At 44.6% G+C, this 15,279-nt stretch carries 18 protein-coding genes and 1 riboswitch; of the genes, 11 read left to right on the plus strand and 7 right to left on the minus strand.

Features of this window, described 5'->3' with window-relative positions; translation table 11 throughout:
- Together CWI83_RS08870 and moeB are read right to left on the minus strand one after the other, a co-directional pair.
- Window positions 1-372: a SirB2 family protein gene (locus tag CWI83_RS08870; protein ID WP_126828212.1), complete on the minus strand. Its 372-nt coding sequence runs from the start codon at window positions 370-372 to the stop codon at window positions 1-3.
- 12 nt (window positions 373-384) lie between these two features.
- The gene (gene moeB / locus CWI83_RS08875) at window positions 385-1,143 is read right to left on the minus strand and encodes a molybdopterin-synthase adenylyltransferase MoeB (RefSeq protein WP_338053324.1); all 759 of its coding nucleotides are present in this window, start codon (window positions 1,141-1,143) and stop codon (window positions 385-387) included.
- Between the two features lie 189 nt (window positions 1,144-1,332).
- Here moeB and CWI83_RS08880 point away from each other — a divergent pair, with 189 nt between their 5' ends.
- The 7 genes from CWI83_RS08880 to moaE all read left to right on the plus strand — a co-directional run bounded on the left by CWI83_RS08880 (window position 1,333) and on the right by moaE (window position 6,103).
- Entirely contained in the window at window positions 1,333-2,529 is a 1,197-nt protein-coding gene (locus CWI83_RS08880; RefSeq protein ID WP_126828214.1) for an alginate export family protein, read from the plus strand.
- 131 nt (window positions 2,530-2,660) lie between these two features.
- Window positions 2,661-2,813, plus strand: a riboswitch (molybdenum cofactor riboswitch).
- Window positions 2,802-3,776, plus strand: a complete 975-nt coding sequence (moaA, locus tag CWI83_RS08885; RefSeq protein WP_126828216.1) for a GTP 3',8-cyclase MoaA — start codon at window positions 2,802-2,804, stop codon at window positions 3,774-3,776. Its footprint overlaps the riboswitch before it by 12 nt.
- A gap of 1 nt (window position 3,777) precedes the next feature.
- The gene (locus CWI83_RS08890) at window positions 3,778-4,371 is read left to right on the plus strand and encodes an NTP transferase domain-containing protein (RefSeq protein ID WP_126828218.1); all 594 of its coding nucleotides are present in this window, start codon (window positions 3,778-3,780) and stop codon (window positions 4,369-4,371) included.
- Window positions 4,358-4,903 carry a molybdenum cofactor biosynthesis protein B gene (moaB, locus tag CWI83_RS08895; RefSeq protein ID WP_126828220.1) on the plus strand — a complete coding sequence of 182 codons (546 nt, stop codon included), beginning with the start codon at window positions 4,358-4,360 and terminating at the stop codon, window positions 4,901-4,903. The genes CWI83_RS08890 and moaB overlap by 14 nt, the downstream gene beginning before the upstream one ends.
- Entirely contained in the window at window positions 4,900-5,394 is a 495-nt protein-coding gene (moaC, locus tag CWI83_RS08900; protein ID WP_126828222.1) for a cyclic pyranopterin monophosphate synthase MoaC, read from the plus strand. The genes moaB and moaC overlap by 4 nt, the downstream gene beginning before the upstream one ends.
- Complete coding sequence (moaD, locus tag CWI83_RS08905; RefSeq protein ID WP_126828224.1) at window positions 5,391-5,636, plus strand: molybdopterin converting factor subunit 1; 246 nt, start codon at window positions 5,391-5,393, stop codon at window positions 5,634-5,636. Before moaC ends, moaD begins: the two co-directional genes overlap by 4 nt.
- A gap of 2 nt (window positions 5,637-5,638) precedes the next feature.
- Entirely contained in the window at window positions 5,639-6,103 is a 465-nt protein-coding gene (gene moaE / locus CWI83_RS08910) for a molybdopterin synthase catalytic subunit MoaE (protein ID WP_126828226.1), read from the plus strand.
- Here the strand turns inward: moaE and CWI83_RS08915 are convergent.
- From CWI83_RS08915 to narL, 4 genes are read right to left on the minus strand one after another with little or no spacing between them, the layout of a single operon-like run.
- Window positions 6,081-6,524 carry a CopD family protein gene (locus tag CWI83_RS08915; RefSeq protein WP_126828228.1) on the minus strand — a complete coding sequence of 148 codons (444 nt, stop codon included), beginning with the start codon at window positions 6,522-6,524 and terminating at the stop codon, window positions 6,081-6,083. The genes moaE and CWI83_RS08915 overlap by 23 nt on opposite strands.
- A gap of 9 nt (window positions 6,525-6,533) precedes the next feature.
- Window positions 6,534-6,908: a YbaN family protein gene (locus CWI83_RS08920; protein WP_126828230.1), complete on the minus strand. Its 375-nt coding sequence runs from the start codon at window positions 6,906-6,908 to the stop codon at window positions 6,534-6,536.
- Window positions 6,909-6,915: 7 nt separating this feature from the next.
- Window positions 6,916-8,151 (minus strand): molybdopterin molybdotransferase MoeA, encoded by a 1,236-nt coding sequence (moeA, locus tag CWI83_RS08925; RefSeq protein ID WP_126828232.1) that lies wholly within the window; start codon window positions 8,149-8,151, stop codon window positions 6,916-6,918.
- Between the two features lie 2 nt (window positions 8,152-8,153).
- Entirely contained in the window at window positions 8,154-8,807 is a 654-nt protein-coding gene (narL, locus tag CWI83_RS08930; RefSeq protein ID WP_126828234.1) for a two-component system response regulator NarL, read from the minus strand.
- A 308-nt stretch (window positions 8,808-9,115) separates the two neighbouring features.
- Between narL and CWI83_RS08935 the strand changes: the two genes are divergently transcribed.
- From CWI83_RS08935 to modC, 4 genes are all read left to right on the plus strand, one after another.
- A complete protein-coding gene (locus tag CWI83_RS08935; protein WP_126828236.1) occupies window positions 9,116-10,729 on the plus strand; it encodes an MFS transporter in 1,614 nt (537 codons plus the stop codon).
- Window positions 10,730-10,801: 72 nt separating this feature from the next.
- Entirely contained in the window at window positions 10,802-11,581 is a 780-nt protein-coding gene (modA, locus tag CWI83_RS08940) for a molybdate ABC transporter substrate-binding protein (protein ID WP_126828237.1), read from the plus strand.
- Window position 11,582: 1 nt separating this feature from the next.
- Window positions 11,583-12,257, plus strand: a complete 675-nt coding sequence (gene modB / locus CWI83_RS08945; protein WP_126828239.1) for a molybdate ABC transporter permease subunit — start codon at window positions 11,583-11,585, stop codon at window positions 12,255-12,257.
- A 2-nt stretch (window positions 12,258-12,259) separates the two neighbouring features.
- Window positions 12,260-13,318, plus strand: a complete 1,059-nt coding sequence (modC, locus tag CWI83_RS08950; RefSeq protein WP_157980387.1) for a molybdenum ABC transporter ATP-binding protein — start codon at window positions 12,260-12,262, stop codon at window positions 13,316-13,318.
- A gap of 25 nt (window positions 13,319-13,343) precedes the next feature.
- On the opposite strand, the gene CWI83_RS08955 is transcribed toward modC, so the two are convergent.
- Window positions 13,344-15,197 carry a histidine kinase gene (locus tag CWI83_RS08955; protein ID WP_126828243.1) on the minus strand — a complete coding sequence of 618 codons (1,854 nt, stop codon included), beginning with the start codon at window positions 15,195-15,197 and terminating at the stop codon, window positions 13,344-13,346.
- Window positions 15,198-15,279 lie beyond the last annotated feature (82 nt).

The following is a 15,279-nucleotide window of genomic DNA, read 5'->3' on the forward strand; positions in this document are numbered from 1 at the left end:
TTACAACATAAATTTGCTGAGCGCAGACTTAAAAATCAAACCAATGCATATTAGCGCGGCGATAAACGCAACAATCCGTTGCGATTTCGTTTTACCGCGCTTTAATGCAATCGTTCCGAACACAATATACAACAGGAGCAACAGTATTTTTGCGGCTACCCAGTCGAAAACCCAAGGATAAAAGCCTGCCATTACCATCAGGGCTAAAGCGGAACTGAGTAAAAGCGTATCAATAATGTGGGGGATAGTTTTCACCCATCTGTGCTGCAGCAAGCTTGAATCAGTGATCATCCAATATCCACGAATGATGAAGCTTAATAGCGTAGTTACTGCTAACACTATGTGTGCTTGTTTTAACAGTATGTAATCCATCAGTTTCTGACCTTACCTAGTATGTCCGCAAACTTTGCATTCTTGGTGTGGAACTACATTCACGGTACGCCAACTGTGATCCATTGCATCAAAAAGCTTGAGCTGATCGTAAAACGGCTCTCCATAATGCGTGAGGATCTTGATGGCCTCAAGCGCTTGACTGGTGCCGATAACTCCTACTAATGGCGACATTACTCCCGATTCAACACAACTGAGATTTTGTTCACCAAAGTAATGACTGTAACAGGCATAACAGGCACTTTTCTTGTCAGGCAGAACGCTAAATAGTTGACCTTCCATACGTATCGCCGCACCCGACACCAAAGGTGTATTCGACTGATAACACACTAAATTGATTTGATTTCTACTGCTCAGGTTGTCTGTACAGTCTACGACTAAATCATGCTCAGCAACCAACGATGGAAGTTCATTTGAAGAGAGTCGTTGATTAACCGTTCTAATGCTTATCTCGCTGTTGATTTGCACCAACATTTGTTCTGCGGAGCTCACTTTCGGTTTTCCGATATTCTTTTCTAAATGCAGCACTTGTCGCTGAAGGTTGGTCAACTCAACCTTGTCGTCGTCAACCAGCGTTAATGCGCCGACACCACTTGCGGCTAAATACTGGCAAACAGCACACCCCAACCCGCCAACGCCCAGTATCAAGACCTTGCTGTTTATCAGGATCTCCTGTTTATCCAAGTCAAAGCCAGATAGTAGGACATGGCGGCTATACCGCATTGCTTGTTTTGTGGTGAGCTCTTTTTTCATTATGTATTCCACAGCTATTGCTGCATTTCTTTTTACCACTCAAGCCTTAGAGCAACAATTCCCCAAAAGAGGTAGTCGTCGTACCTCAATTATCAAATATCGAGTAAGAGTAGGTATCCATATGATTTTTAATGGTTTTATTTTTATTGAGGCGTAGTATTCCTAGCAGCATTTAGTGAGGAGAATACTATGAAAACACGACTAGCAACGACTATCGCTAGCATATGTGCAGCGGGTTTATTAATGCCAAATGTTTCTGTCGCAACCGGTTTCGCAGACTTTCAACAAGCGATCACTGATGGAGACGCAAACGTCAAACTGCGCTACCGATACGAGCGAGTTGACCAGGATAATATTGATAAAGAGGCCAATGCTTCAACCTTGCTCACCCGACTAAGTTACAAAAGTGCCGATTTTGGTGGCTTTTACACACAACTAGAGTTCGATAACGTTACCGCATTGGGCAACGAAAATTTTAATAGTACCGTCAATGGCAACACCAACTATCCCGTGGTTGCAGATCCGATTGGTTCAGATTTCAACCAAGCTTATGTGGGTTATAAAACTGAGTCACTGCATTTCACCGCCGGTCGTCAGCGCATCAATCATAATGACCAAAGATTCGTGGGTGGTGTGGGTTGGCGGCAAAACGAGCAAACCTATGATGGTTACCGCCTGAGATACGACAATCAGTCTGGCCTGAATGTTGACTACAGCTACATACACAACGTTAATCGTATTTTTGGCACGGACAGTCCAAATTCTGATTTAGGTGGCAATATACATCTACTGAACGTCATGTATAAAATCAATGCTGACCACAAGGTAGCGGGTTTTGCCTATGAGCTGGACTTTGATACCGCTAACGCAATCGCAACCCGCACACTTGGGGTGAGTTACGATGGCAAGATTTCTGCCATAAACATTCACGCTGCCTATGCACGTCAAAATGAAACTGGTGATAATCCAACAGACTTTTCCACAGATTACCTGGCCTTAGAGTTAAGCACTAAATTGTCAGCAGTGAATTTTGGTATAGGTTACGAATCACTTGGCAGCGATAACGGCAAAGGATTCACAACGCCTTTAGCCACTCTACATAAGTTTCAGGGCTTCGCTGACAAGTTTCTCGCCACGCCTGGACAGGGGATTAACGATCTATACATTAAAGCGTCTGGCAGTATTGGAAAGCTGAAACTGTTGGGTGTCTGGCACCAATTTGAATCAGATGTAGGTTCAGTAGATTACGGCAATGAGTTTAATTTCAATGCCACTTATCCGGTATACAAGAACACTAACTTTTTATTGCGTTATGCAAATTACAGTGCCGATGATTTCGCAGTTGATACCAATAAATTATGGGCAATGATGACTTTTACTTTCTAGGGATTTGCTCGTAACTTCCATAACGTCCTCCACGCGTTATTTGCCGACTCAATTTGGGTCGGCTTTTTTATACCCCCTTGTGAGTATTCCTTCAGCGGAATAACAAAAACCACACTTTTACGCCAAACTTAGGGTAACTAAAACTCCGAGCTCTAGTGCCTAAGGTGCTAACAACTATGGTACTGGAGCCGCAGCTGAGAAGTTGCCCGGTAGTCAGAGAAATCAACCTGCCGCCCACGAGCTGTAATGCTCGATATTTGGAAAGGTGTTAGATGAACTTACAAGACTCATTCGGAAGAAGATTCAATTATCTGAGACTCTCAGTAACTGAGCTGTGCAACTTCCGCTGTAACTACTGTCTTCCGGATGGCAACGACTGCAACACACCCAAACGCGGTTTGTCCGTAAACGAAATTCAAACCTTGGTTAGAGCTTTTGCTGGCCTGGGTACAACCAAAGTGCGTATTACTGGCGGCGAGCCAGCACTGCGCAAAGATTTGTGTGAGATCATCGAAACCTGCAAGAAAGTTGACGGGATAAAAAAGGTCGCCTTGACGACAAACGGATTCAAACTCAATCAGGATATCGAAAGGTATAAACGGGCTGGTCTTGATGCGATAAATGTCAGTGCCGATAGCCTTGACCCACGCATGTTTGCTGCAATCACCGGCAAACAAAAGCTGGAAGAAATTTTGTTGGGTGTTGAACGAGCAGCGCAGTTAGGCATCAGCAGTATCAAGCTAAATACAGTCATGCTCAAGCAATTCAACTACAAAGAGTTAGACGCATTTTTTGACTACTTGCGCTCCAACAAGGTTACCTGGCGATTCATTGAGCTTATGCAGACCGGCGACAACAAGAGCTTTTTTGATAAAAACCATGTCGCTGGCCAAACGATCAAAGATCGACTCCTTGAACAAGGGTGGCAGCGCATTATTCGAGAAACCGATGCAGGGCCTGCAGAGGAGTTCATGCATCCCGAATTTGCAGGGAATATCGGCCTGATCATGCCTTACAGCAAAGACTTCTGTGAATCATGCAATCGTTTGCGTATTTCCGCACAAGGCAAACTGCATCTGTGTCTGTTTGCAGAACAAGGCATCAGTATCCGTTCATTTCTGTTAGCAGGTGATGTTTCGGGTGCTCAGCAAGCTATTGTTTCTCATCTTCAACAAAAACACAGTCAGCATTTTCTGCATCAAGGATTTACGGGTGCAACGAAACAACTGGCTATGCTAGGAGGGTAACATGAACACAATTGGCGTCATTTTAGCCGGCGGTGCTTCTCGCCGCATGGGCCAAGACAAAGCTTTACTTACGATTTCGCAATCAACCATGTTAACCAGAACTTACAAGCTGTTACTTGAAACATCGGTTAGCAAAGTTGTTATCAGTCGCAATGACGGCGAAGCTGGGCATTTTCCAGATCTGTACCCAGGTAAAGGGCCTTTGTCTGGTATCCACAGTGCTGCTATGCGCTTTCCAAACAAAAATCTATTGATACTGCCGATCGACCTTCCGCTAATAGATGTTTCCACAATACAACGCTTGTTAGATAGCGGCGAAAAGTTTTCGAGGAATGTCAGATTTGGTGAACATAGTTTGCCGCTTTACTTGCGTAACACCGAGACGACCCGCCAAACCCTGGATTACACACTGCGGTGTACAAACAGTTTTTCTGTTGATCGCTTTTGCACGCATTTCCCTTTAATGAAGCTGCAACTGCGCCAGCAGTCACCCCTTTTCAATTCAAACACACCAGAACAATGGCGTTTTGCCATGCAACACTTCGAAACATCCGAATGTTCTGTACCAACTGAGGTTCGCCATGGGACATGCTAACAAACAATTTGAATCACTTGGTGTCGCCGTTCTGACAGTGTCAGACACGCGTGATAGAAGCACAGATACCTCTGGCGAGTATCTGGCCGTGAATGCGACTGAATCGGGTCATCAGGTGATTAAGCGAGAGATTGTTATTGATGACATTTATCTGATCCGAGCGTGCGTTTCTGCTTATATCGCAGATCCAGCCATACAAGCCGTAATCGTGACTGGAGGTACCGGATTTACTTCAAGAGATTCCACACCTGAAGCGGTAAAACCCTTGTTTGACAAAGAAGTTGAGGGATTCGGTGAATTATTTCGATATTTGTCATTTAAGGAAATAGGTACTTCAACAATCCAATCAAGGGCTATATCTGGATTAGCAAACAACACTGTTATATTTTGTCTACCTGGGTCTACCAATGCTTGCAAAACCGCTTGGGCGGGTATCATTGAAGCGCAACTAAATGGCGCTCATGGTCCGTGTAACTTCGTACCGCATTTACAAACCAATGAAGCACTTCAATGCGCGAGTAGACCGATATGACTGGGCTAACTAATTCTGAGCTTAGCCATATTGATAATCATGGCAAAGCGAACATGGTCGATGTGAGCGAAAAAGCCACATCGACTCGCGTAGCAAAAGCGGAAGCCTATGTCAGTGTTTCAGATATTGCGCTTGAGCAAATAATACAAAACCAGTTGGCGAAAGGTGATGTCTTTAGTGTCGCAAGAGTGGCAGGCATTCAAGCGGCAAAACAATGTGCCAATCTGGTGCCGCTATGTCATCCACTGTTACTCAGCAAAGTAGACGTGGATTTTGAAACTGACGAGTTATCCAAGCAAATAAAGATAACCTGTCAATGTAAATTAAATGGTAACACTGGCGTTGAAATGGAGGCGCTTACTGGCGTTTCTGTGGCTGCGCTGACGCTTTTTGATATGTGTAAAGCTGTTGACCCAGAAATGGTTATTCATGGCTTAAAAGTCATTGAAAAAAGCGGTGGTAAAACTGGACTGTGGAGGCGCTCTGCATGATACAGATAAAATTTTTCGCAAGTCTTCGTGAAAGGTTAGGTACATCGTCTTTGAATCTTCAGTATGCGGGTGAAAACACTGTCGCCGATGTCGCACATGAGCTCGTCGAGCGTGGAGAGGAGTGGCGCTTCCTCGAAGAACGAGATGTGTTATGTGCGGTCAATCAAACGCTTTGTGGAAAAGACGCAAAAATAAATGATGGCGACGAAATTGCGTTTTTCCCGCCGGTGACAGGAGGCTAACAATGATTAGTGTTCAGCGTGACGACTTTGATCACTGTGAACAATACCTTGCCCTTAAGGAAGAGGCGGATGGAGACGGCGCTGTAGTCACTTTTACGGGTTTGGTACGAGATTTCAATGTTCAGGGGGCCGTGTCGGGCATTCACATAGAGCATTACCCAGGTATGACCGAAAAATCCCTGATGCGTATCTGTAGTGAAGCTCGAAAACGTTGGCAGTTAGGACAAATAAGAGTCATCCACCGAGTGGGGAGGATTGGGCCTCAGGAGCAGATTGTGTTTGTTGGCGTAACATCCAAGCATCGCAAAAATGCATTTGACGCGTGTGAATTCATTATTGATTACCTTAAAACCAGCGCTCCTTTATGGAAACAAGAAGGTACATCAGAAGGCATGAAGTGGGTCGCCAGTCGGTTGTCGGACAAGGAAGCAATGGATCGCTGGCTTAATACAACCAACCTGTCTTGAACGATACGCCGACGATTACGAAAATTATCGAAAGCAGGGTTACGGCAATAATATGCAGGGCCATATCCCATAAATTCTGCTGCGATAATTTAGGTAAGACTCTTAGTTTAGCGTCAACAGCTAATAAAATAGTTAACGTAAGTAGTATAAACTTTATGGCAATCACCCTTGAGATTGGGTTACTCCAATCCAGCCATAGTGAAATGTCGGGCAACAATCGATGTGCTAACAGCAAACCGGTGACTATTTGGATTAGCATGGCCGGTTTACCAATACGCTCAAACGCTGATTCAAACTCCAGCAAACGTTGGGGTGACTTCTCTTTCAATACTCTGGGTAATACAGCAAGCGCCAACACGATATGGCCGCCTGTCCATACTGTTGCTCCTAAAATGTGAGCGAGTATCAAATAACCATACATAGTATAATGTCAAACCTGACTGGGTCTGCTCCATATAAAGCTTAAAACGAGAATGGATACAGTGGTTACCGAAGCAATTGTCCAATAAGCGTAATCGCCAATTAATAACGCAGCGGCTACCATCGCAATCAAGCTAGTGCAAGCAATGACTTTGGTCTTAAGTGCAATTACGCCTGCTTGTTCCCAGTCGTTAATTACGCCTCCGAGCAATGGCTGCGATAATAGCCATTGATGTAGCGTATTCGAGCTTTTAGAAAAACAAAAGGCAGACAAGAGTAGAAAGGGTGTAGTTGGAACCAAAGGTAATACGACGCCAATAATGCCGCAAAGACAGGCCACTAAGCCTGCAATTATGAACATCGAACGACGAAGTTGATTACCCATTGCTTATTTATCTCAAAACCGAATCAAACCATTGCACATTCACCGTTTCTCCAGGTTCTATCATTCCGCGACTGTTCTCAAGCACTGCATAACAATTGCTCGTAGTAAAACAAGAAAGCACGCCTGAGCTTTGAGAACCGCCAGAGTCGACTATCAGTTGACCATTGTCCTCGCGGTAACAGACTGCGCGTTGATAGTCAGTTCTTCCTGGTTTCTTTCTAAACCTATTCTTTGCGATGGCTCTAATGGCGACATTTTCCTTAGGTGTGCAGCCCGCTAATAGTGATAATGACGGTGCGGCAATTTGGTCAAAGGTGACTGCCGCTGATACTGGATTACCGGGGAGACCAAAAAACAAACTTTTGTTTAATCTGCCGAACGCGAGTGGTTTGCCAGGTTTGATTGCCAGCTTCCAAAAGTCTACTTGGCCAATCTCCTCGAGGATTTCACGTGTATAATCAGCTTCACCCACCGACACGCCGCCAGAAGTGATTACGCAATCTGAATTTGCATCTGCTTGGGTAAAGGCATCACGGATTTTTTCCGGATCATCTTCTATCACACCCAAGTCCAGAACCTCAGCGCCAAGACGCTTTAACATTGCGCGAAGCATGGGCCGATTGCTGTCAAAGATTTTGCCCTGTTGAGGAGTGTCTCCAGGCTGTAAAAGCTCATCACCGGTTGAAAACAATGCCACTTTAAGCTTGCGGAAAACTGATGCCTTATCGATACCAATAGACGCGAGGAGCCCAATATCAATTGCAGTCAGCCTCTTTCCTTTAGACAGCACGACGGATTTTTTTGCGATATCACTACCTGCGATGCGTATCGCTTCACCTAGCTTAACAGTGTGAGTGACTGTTATTTCCTTACCATTTGCAACGGTGTTTTCTTGCATAACCACCGCATCCGCACCTGATGGGATTTGTGCACCGGTCATAATACGCACGCACTGATGCTTGCCGATCTCGCCGCTGAATGGATTGCCAGCAAAGCTCTTACCAACCAGACTAAAAGTAGTACCAGAAGACAGATCCTGATGGCGAATGGCGTAGCCGTCCATTGCGGAGTTATCAAAACCCGGGACGTTAATGGGAGAAATCACATCGTCGGCCAATACTCTATCCAATGCCGAATCAAGACTGCAATGCTCAACTTCAACAATCGGAGAGATAGTGTCCCAGATGATCTGTTTTGCTTCCTCTATCGGCATAAGGCCTTTTGCATCGCAACCACATCCCATGATTAAGCTCCTTTTTGGTGGTTCACCATCCACACTGCTGCTTCTACACGAGAGCGTAGATTCAGTTTTTTAAGAAAATGCTTCACATGGACTTTGACCGTGCCATCTGAAATATCCAGTTCTCGTGCAATAAGCTTGTTGCTCATACCTTTCGCGATGAGTTTGAGGATCTCCAATTCACGACTGGTCAGGCTGGCCAATGCTCGACTTCCAGCCCTTTCGGGCTTGCGTAGCGCAGTAGCCAGTACCTCAGTCAGCTTTGCGCTCATTACCATTTTGCCGAGCGCGGCTTCACGGAGTTTGTCGACAATATTTTCTGGATCCATGTCTTTTAGCAGATAACCATCGGCACCTGAGCGAACGGCTTCAACAACATCTTCATCGTTGTCAGATACCGTCAACATGATGATGCGCGAATCAACACCTTTATCCCGCAGATGCTTTAGCGTTTCCAATCCATCCATACCTTGCATGTTCAAATCCAGCGTGATCAGGTCTGGCTCCAATTGCATCGCCATTTCGATGGCTTCTTTTCCTGAACTCGCCTCTCCAACGACTTCTAGATCATCTTCAAATTCGATAAGTTGGTTTAATCCTTTACGCAACAAAGGATGGTCGTCGACCATCATAATAGTGGCGGGTTTGTCTTCGAACATGTATGCCTCCTTACAAACGCTGAGTCATTCGTTTAGTTTAACTATACACGAACTGGTGAACTTCTCTTAAATTACTGGAGGTAAGCCAGCTACCACTTATGGGGTAGCAAAACACATTTTTTGAAACCCTTTAAATATAGGGAATACAACAAGATAGCTGTACCTCTTTCAGCACTCAATGTGTCAAAAATCGTTAGTTTTGTTACCACAATGCTTCGCCTAGCTACCTACTGAAGCAGATTGTTAGCTCTGCCTGCGTGGACCATAGTGTGACCAAATAAATGTCATTCTATGTTGGAGTAAGCGTTATGTCTGATCTGCACAAGTGGGATCCAGAAGACCCTGATTTCTGGGAGAAAGAGGGAAAGAAAATAGCGAATCGCAACCTATGGATATCCATTCCTAGCTTGCTAGCTGGCTTCGCTGTTTGGCTCTATTGGGGAATCATAACCGTTCAAATGCTAAATCTGGGATTCCCCTTTGCAAAGGCTGAACTCTTTACCTTGATGGCGATTGCTGGATTGACCGGCGCAACACTGAGAATTCCAAGCAGTTTCTTCATTCGATTGTGCGGAGGGAGGAACACCATTTTCTTCACGACAGCACTGCTAATGATACCAGCGGTAGGAGCAGGATTTGCACTGCAAAATCCTGATACGCCGTTATGGCAGTTTCAACTGTTAGCACTGCTATCCGGTTTCGGCGGCGGAAACTTTGCTTCATCAATGTCAAATATCAGCTTCTTCTTCCCAAAGAAGCAGCAAGGTTTGGCACTAGGTATGAACGCAGGGCTAGGTAACTTTGGTGTTACCACGATGCAAATTGTTGTACCACTGTTCATGACATTCGCTGCCTTTGGTGCTTTTAGTGGCGACCCGATGACGCTGATCAACGCATCAGGCACGCTCATCGGTAAAATTCCTGCAGGCACGGAAAGCTATATTTCAAACGCCGGTTTTGTCTGGTTGTTATTACTTGTCCCTCTATTCTTCCTATCATGGTTTGGTATGAATAATATTCGTACGCCTGATGTTTCTCCAAACATAGGTAACCCTCTAACATCTTTTGCTCTGATTACGGTTATGCTCAGTATCGGTCTGGTTGTGGCTGCTTTTGGCTTATGGTTGATGCTACCTGAGACTGCAAATGGTTCTGGATTCGGGGTACCCAAGGAAGTTGTATTAGTACTGGTTGTGACTGCCACCGTCGTTATCTTAAAAATGTTACCAGGTTCAATTGGTGAGAGTCTGACTCGCCAATATCAAATCTTTAACAACAAACACACTTGGGTGATGAGTGTGATTTATACGATGACCTTCGGTTCGTTTATCGGTTTTGCGGCCTCTTTTCCGCTCGCGATCAAAGTTATTTTTGGCTACAGCCACGTTATGGTCGACGGAGTGATGACACACAATACCATCAACCCTAATGGGCCAAGTGCTTTAATGTACGCCTGGATGGGGCCATTCATCGGTGCACTTATTCGTCCGTTAGGTGGTTGGATTTCGGACAAAGTCGGTGGTGCACTGGTAACACAAATCTGTTCAATTGTCATGATTGGTAGTGCACTCGGTGCAGCTTATTATATGCAGGCAGCCTATCAATCAGCGACGCCGGAAGAGTTTTTCATTCAATTCTTCGTGTTGTTCCTGATTCTCTTTGCCGCTACAGGTATCGGTAATGGTTCAACCTTCAGAACCATCGCGCAAGTATTCCCTAAAGAACAAGCGGGCCCAGTACTTGGTTGGACGTCAGCAGTAGCTGCATATGGTGCCTTTTACATACCAAAGGTTATTGGTGAGCAAATTCAGGCAACTACTCCTGAAGTCGCGTTGATTGGATTTGCAGTGTTCTATGGTGTCTGCGTCTTGATTAACTACTGGTTCTATTTACGTAAGGACGGCGAATTCTACAATCCTTAGGAAGTCCGAATAATCGATAATAAGGTGCGAACGATCGCACCTTATTATCGGTTTACCATGGTTGAGACTCTCATGCGTTTAAAGCTATTTTTCTCATTGATAACCCTGTTTTTTCATTTGAATGTATATGCTGAAGAGCTGTTAATAGCAGCTGCGTCTGATCTTAAATTTGCGATGAGAGATATCGTTAGTTTATTTGAGACTGCAAATCCAGACGTGGCCGTCAAAACGTCGTTTGGTTCGTCAGGCAAGTTTCTTACGCAGATCCGCAATGGAGCACCTTATGATCTGTATTTCTCAGCAGACATAAGCTTCCCACAACAGCTAAAAGCAATGGGCTATTCTTCGTCGGCTGTTGTCCCATACGCAAAGGGGCGATTAGTTCTATTGAGCTATAAAAACGATTTGTCTAACGGTCAACTCGATTCTTTGCTTCACGCTGACTTTGAGAGAATCGCTATTGCCAATCCAAGGCATGCACCCTATGGCATGAGAGCCAAAGAAGTACTGGTTCAAGCTGGATTGTGGACTCAACTGACTTCAAAAATCATCTATGGTGATAGCGTTTCCCATACTGCTCAACTTATCGTTAATCAGCATGTCGATGCGGGTATTGTTGCCTTGTCGTTGGTAAAATCTGCATGGAATTCCTCAAGAGCCTCCTACATATTAATACCGGAGACTCTCCATTCTCCGCTACTCCAAGGTTTTATTGTCACCCAACACGGTGGAGACAACCCTACCGCGTGGCGATTTCATTCATTTATGCAAAGTGGAGAGGTCGCAAAAATTCTGACAGAATATGGGTTTGAAACACCTAATCAGGAGGCTATAAGTGCTGTCGGCGGGTGATATGCAAGCGTTGCTTTTGACCTTGAAGCTGGCGAGTACGGTAACCGTCATTCTGTTGGTTTTCGGAATTCCGTTTTCTTGGTGGTTAGCGAGGTCTCATTCCAAACTCACCAGCTTTTTAACTGCGTTGGTGGCCATGCCTCTGATCTTGCCACCCACAGTGCTCGGATTTTACTTATTATTACTGTTAGGCCCCGAGGGGCCTATTGGCAAAGTCACAACGCAGTTGGGTATTGGCGTGTTTCCCTTTACGTTTTCAGGTTTGGTCATAGCCTCAATTATTTATTCCTTACCCTTCACAATACAGCCGCTTGTATCAGCTTTTGAGGCCATCCCTACTCGAACATTAGAAGTCGCTTCAACATTGAGGGCCTCAGCTATCGATGCTTTCTTTTCTGTCGTGTTGCCATTATCCAAGAGCGGCATTCTCACCGCTATTGTTTTGACCTTTGCCCATACAGTCGGCGAATTTGGCGTTATTTTGATGATTGGAGGCAATATTCCGGGTGAAACGCAAGTTGTATCAATTCAAATTTATGACCATGTAGAGAGTATGGATTACGGCGCCGCACATAAGCTGTCATTAATCATGCTAATCTTTTCATTTATAACATTAACATTTCTGCAATGGATCCGGCGTCGACGGTTTGCATTCGTTCCCGTGAAGAGGCGGTAATTGTGGAACTCGCTTATAGGCTTTCTAAAGGGCGTTTTAATCTGAATGTTGCTCTTAAACTTCCCGAAACTGGCATTACTGTGCTTTATGGGCATTCTGGGTGCGGCAAAACAACATTGCTGCGCTGTGTCGCTGGCCTGGAGAAGGAGGCAGCTGGATACTTTTCTATCGGTGATGAAGTTTGGGATAGCCCAAAAACTAAGCTTAAGCCGCACAAGCGAGCCATTGGCTATGTCTTTCAAGAGCCAAGTCTATTTAGCCATCTCAGCGTTAAGGATAATCTTCTCTATGGCATCAAACGTGCCGTTCACGCAAGCAAACAGAACCTAGATGAAGCAATTTCCGTGTTGGGAATTGAACACTTACTGGAACAAAAAACTGTAGCACTATCAGGTGGGGAAGCACAGCGTGTCGGCATTGCTCGTGCATTGGCGTTGAACCCCAAGATTTTGCTGTTTGATGAACCACTGGCATCTCTTGACGATGACCGAAAACGCGAGATTTTACCTTTCTTAAAGCGTGTTAAGCGGCAACTGAGCATACCCATGTTATACGTTACTCACGCAGCGCCAGAAGTGGCAATGCTAGCAGATCATGTTGTTGTTATGCATGAAGGTAGTGTGGTATCAAGTGATTCGCTGTCGGCCTCGCTTTCAAATGAGATGTTACCACTAAGACTCAATGATGAGATATCGACGGTCTTGTCAGGCAAGGTAATAAAGATTGACAAACAGTGGCACTTAGCTTGTATGTCTATTGGCGACCAAGCACTTTGGATACCCAACAATAGTTTTAAGATAGGCAACCAAGTAAGAGTTCAAGTCTTTGGGAAAGATGTCAGCTTGGCGAATTCTGTAAGTAAAAACAGTTTTCAAAACGTGCTCAACGCTCAGATTGTAGCAATCAATGAAGGTGAGCACCCAAGTCAAGTAATTGTTAAAGCTACTGTAGGAGAAAATGCTTTTATGGTTTCAGTAACCAAACGCGCATTGGCAAATCTAGGTTTGGGCGTTGGCAGTCGAGCGCTATTGCAGGTGAAATCAGTTGCAATTCACAGTTGATAGGATAGGCCAAAAGCGCGGGGAATTAAGCACTCTTGCTCTTTACCTCAAGTGTTCGAGCATATTCAGGCACAAAACTAAACATAACCATGGTGCCACGCTCATCATTGCGTTTGACAGATAGATCACCATCCAAATTCCGGCTGCGTTCCTTCATAATGGCTAGGCCGTAGTGATTTAGCTTATTCGGGTCTTCAGGGATACCTATTCCGTTGTCTTTAACCGTTAATATCACTTCTGATAAGGAATTACTGGTTATGCCAATTTCAATATTGGAGCCCTTAGAATGATAGAATGCATTTTGGGTCGCTTCTCTGGCAATTTGTAAAAGATGTATTTCTTCTTGAGGCGTGAAGGGAATATTGCTTACGTGATAATTAAGCGTAAAACTGAAATCGTCTGAGCGGTTTTGCAATTGCGAAATCGTTTGCTCTAACGCAGCTTTAATGCCCTGGCCATCGAGTTTCAATCTAAAAGTCGTTAGCAATTCACGCAGTTCACTGTAAGCCGCGCCAAGTCCATTTTTTAACTCATCAATGACTTGGTCTATTTGCTCCTGAGCACTGTCTTTTTGCTGCAGGCGTTGCAATCGAGTTACCTGAATTTTTAGGTAGGACAATGCCTGCGCCAGAGAGTCATGCAGTTCTCTGGCAATTATCGTGCGTTCGTTCATCAAAGCGATACGCCGCCCCTGTTCGTTTTGATGTTTCATGCTAAGACCATTGGCGACCTGTTCAGCAATGGCTTCAAACAGCTGGTGCTGCCAGTCTTCCAGAATACTCCCTTCAGCCAAACTCACCACCAAGACACCATAGTGTTGATCCCCAATACTTAACTGATACTTCATTTGCCCATTAACAGGTGGAAAAAGTGAATCATGCTCAGTACAGTTGTGACAGAGCTGTTGTTGGCATTTGTCTGGAATCGTTTTTTCGGTACTCATCAAATGTTCGTATGGGCCCGTGCCTTGCGCTGTCATAATGCAAAGATCCAAGTCTTTTACACCAGTCACCTCTGCCAGCTTGTTGAGTAATGGTTGAAAATCAACAGAACCTGGTTCGACTTCATTAAGTCTGCGAGATACTTGAAACAGCAATTCGAGCGATTGATTTGAACGTGACAATTTTCTGGTCTTGCGCTTAATTTGTTCTTCTAGTTGTGATTTTGAACGGTACAAGCTACCGCTCATTTTGTTGATTGTTCTAGCCAGTAATGCAAACTCACCTTTGCCTGTTTCTTCTGCTCTCGCAGTGAAATCTCCTTTACCTATTCGACGAGCTACTAACGTCAGGTTCGACAGCGGTTGCTCGATATGACGATGTACAATCACCATCGCTAGCGCAATCAGAATTAAGGTACTGAATAATGCTAAACTCTGCACTAGTCGGATCGTAGCAATATTGGTTTCAGCATATTTTTGATAAGCAACAACAAGTAGTTCGATGTCTTTTACCAGTTTGTTAAAAACCTCCAAACTGGAAGTGTTGGAGTTACCTGGAGATGTCAAAGTGGTTTGGATTAACGGCTTAACTTGTTCACTCCAGTTGTTCGCAACAATAGCATGATGTTTTGCGATATCGCCGCTATCTCGAAGTGCTTGTTGACTGACTAGCACGCCTGTATTCAAAGTCTTGTCAAATTCTTCAACTAATTGATTGATGGTCTGAATGTCGTCTGGATTGTCCTGCATGACGCTATGAATTCGATATGTCTGCATCCTCAAAGAGCCGGCTACATTCACCGCCTGAGCATCGAACTGCGCACCGTCACTCATAAATACGGTAGTAAACATACTGACGATCGCTAAAAAGCTCACCGAAAACATTAATGCGGCGATTTTAAAAACAGTCGAATGTAAGAAGCTTTTAATTGGTTGCATTGGTAATGTAGAAACTAAGTCGACTCACAAGTGATACCTACAAAGATTAGTCTATCCTCAATTTGAAGTCTGTTCTCAATGA

The sequence above is a fragment of the Pseudidiomarina taiwanensis genome, assembly GCF_003987435.1.
Lineage (GTDB): Bacteria > Pseudomonadota > Gammaproteobacteria > Enterobacterales > Alteromonadaceae > Pseudidiomarina > Pseudidiomarina taiwanensis.

Bases quoted from the DNA above. Each gene is read 5' to 3' on its own strand.
- CWI83_RS08870 (WP_126828212.1), bottom strand. From the start codon at position 372: ATGGATTACATACTGTTAAAACAAGCACACATAGTGTTAGCAGTAACT.
- moeB (WP_338053324.1), bottom strand. From the start codon at position 1,143: ATGAAAAAAGAGCTCACCACAAAACAAGCAATGCGGTATAGCCGCCAT.
- CWI83_RS08880 (WP_126828214.1), top strand. From the start codon at position 1,333: ATGAAAACACGACTAGCAACGACTATCGCTAGCATATGTGCAGCGGGT.
- moaA (WP_126828216.1), top strand. From the start codon at position 2,802: ATGAACTTACAAGACTCATTCGGAAGAAGATTCAATTATCTGAGACTC.
- CWI83_RS08890 (WP_126828218.1), top strand. From the start codon at position 3,778: ATGAACACAATTGGCGTCATTTTAGCCGGCGGTGCTTCTCGCCGCATG.
- moaB (WP_126828220.1), top strand. From the start codon at position 4,358: ATGGGACATGCTAACAAACAATTTGAATCACTTGGTGTCGCCGTTCTG.
- moaC (WP_126828222.1), top strand. From the start codon at position 4,900: ATGACTGGGCTAACTAATTCTGAGCTTAGCCATATTGATAATCATGGC.
- moaD (WP_126828224.1), top strand. From the start codon at position 5,391: ATGATACAGATAAAATTTTTCGCAAGTCTTCGTGAAAGGTTAGGTACA.
- moaE (WP_126828226.1), top strand. From the start codon at position 5,639: ATGATTAGTGTTCAGCGTGACGACTTTGATCACTGTGAACAATACCTT.
- CWI83_RS08915 (WP_126828228.1), bottom strand. From the start codon at position 6,524: ATGTATGGTTATTTGATACTCGCTCACATTTTAGGAGCAACAGTATGG.
- CWI83_RS08920 (WP_126828230.1), bottom strand. From the start codon at position 6,908: ATGGGTAATCAACTTCGTCGTTCGATGTTCATAATTGCAGGCTTAGTG.
- moeA (WP_126828232.1), bottom strand. From the start codon at position 8,151: ATGGGATGTGGTTGCGATGCAAAAGGCCTTATGCCGATAGAGGAAGCA.
- narL (WP_126828234.1), bottom strand. From the start codon at position 8,807: ATGTTCGAAGACAAACCCGCCACTATTATGATGGTCGACGACCATCCT.
- CWI83_RS08935 (WP_126828236.1), top strand. From the start codon at position 9,116: ATGTCTGATCTGCACAAGTGGGATCCAGAAGACCCTGATTTCTGGGAG.
- modA (WP_126828237.1), top strand. From the start codon at position 10,802: ATGCGTTTAAAGCTATTTTTCTCATTGATAACCCTGTTTTTTCATTTG.
- modB (WP_126828239.1), top strand. From the start codon at position 11,583: ATGCAAGCGTTGCTTTTGACCTTGAAGCTGGCGAGTACGGTAACCGTC.
- CWI83_RS08955 (WP_126828243.1), bottom strand. From the start codon at position 15,197: ATGCAACCAATTAAAAGCTTCTTACATTCGACTGTTTTTAAAATCGCC.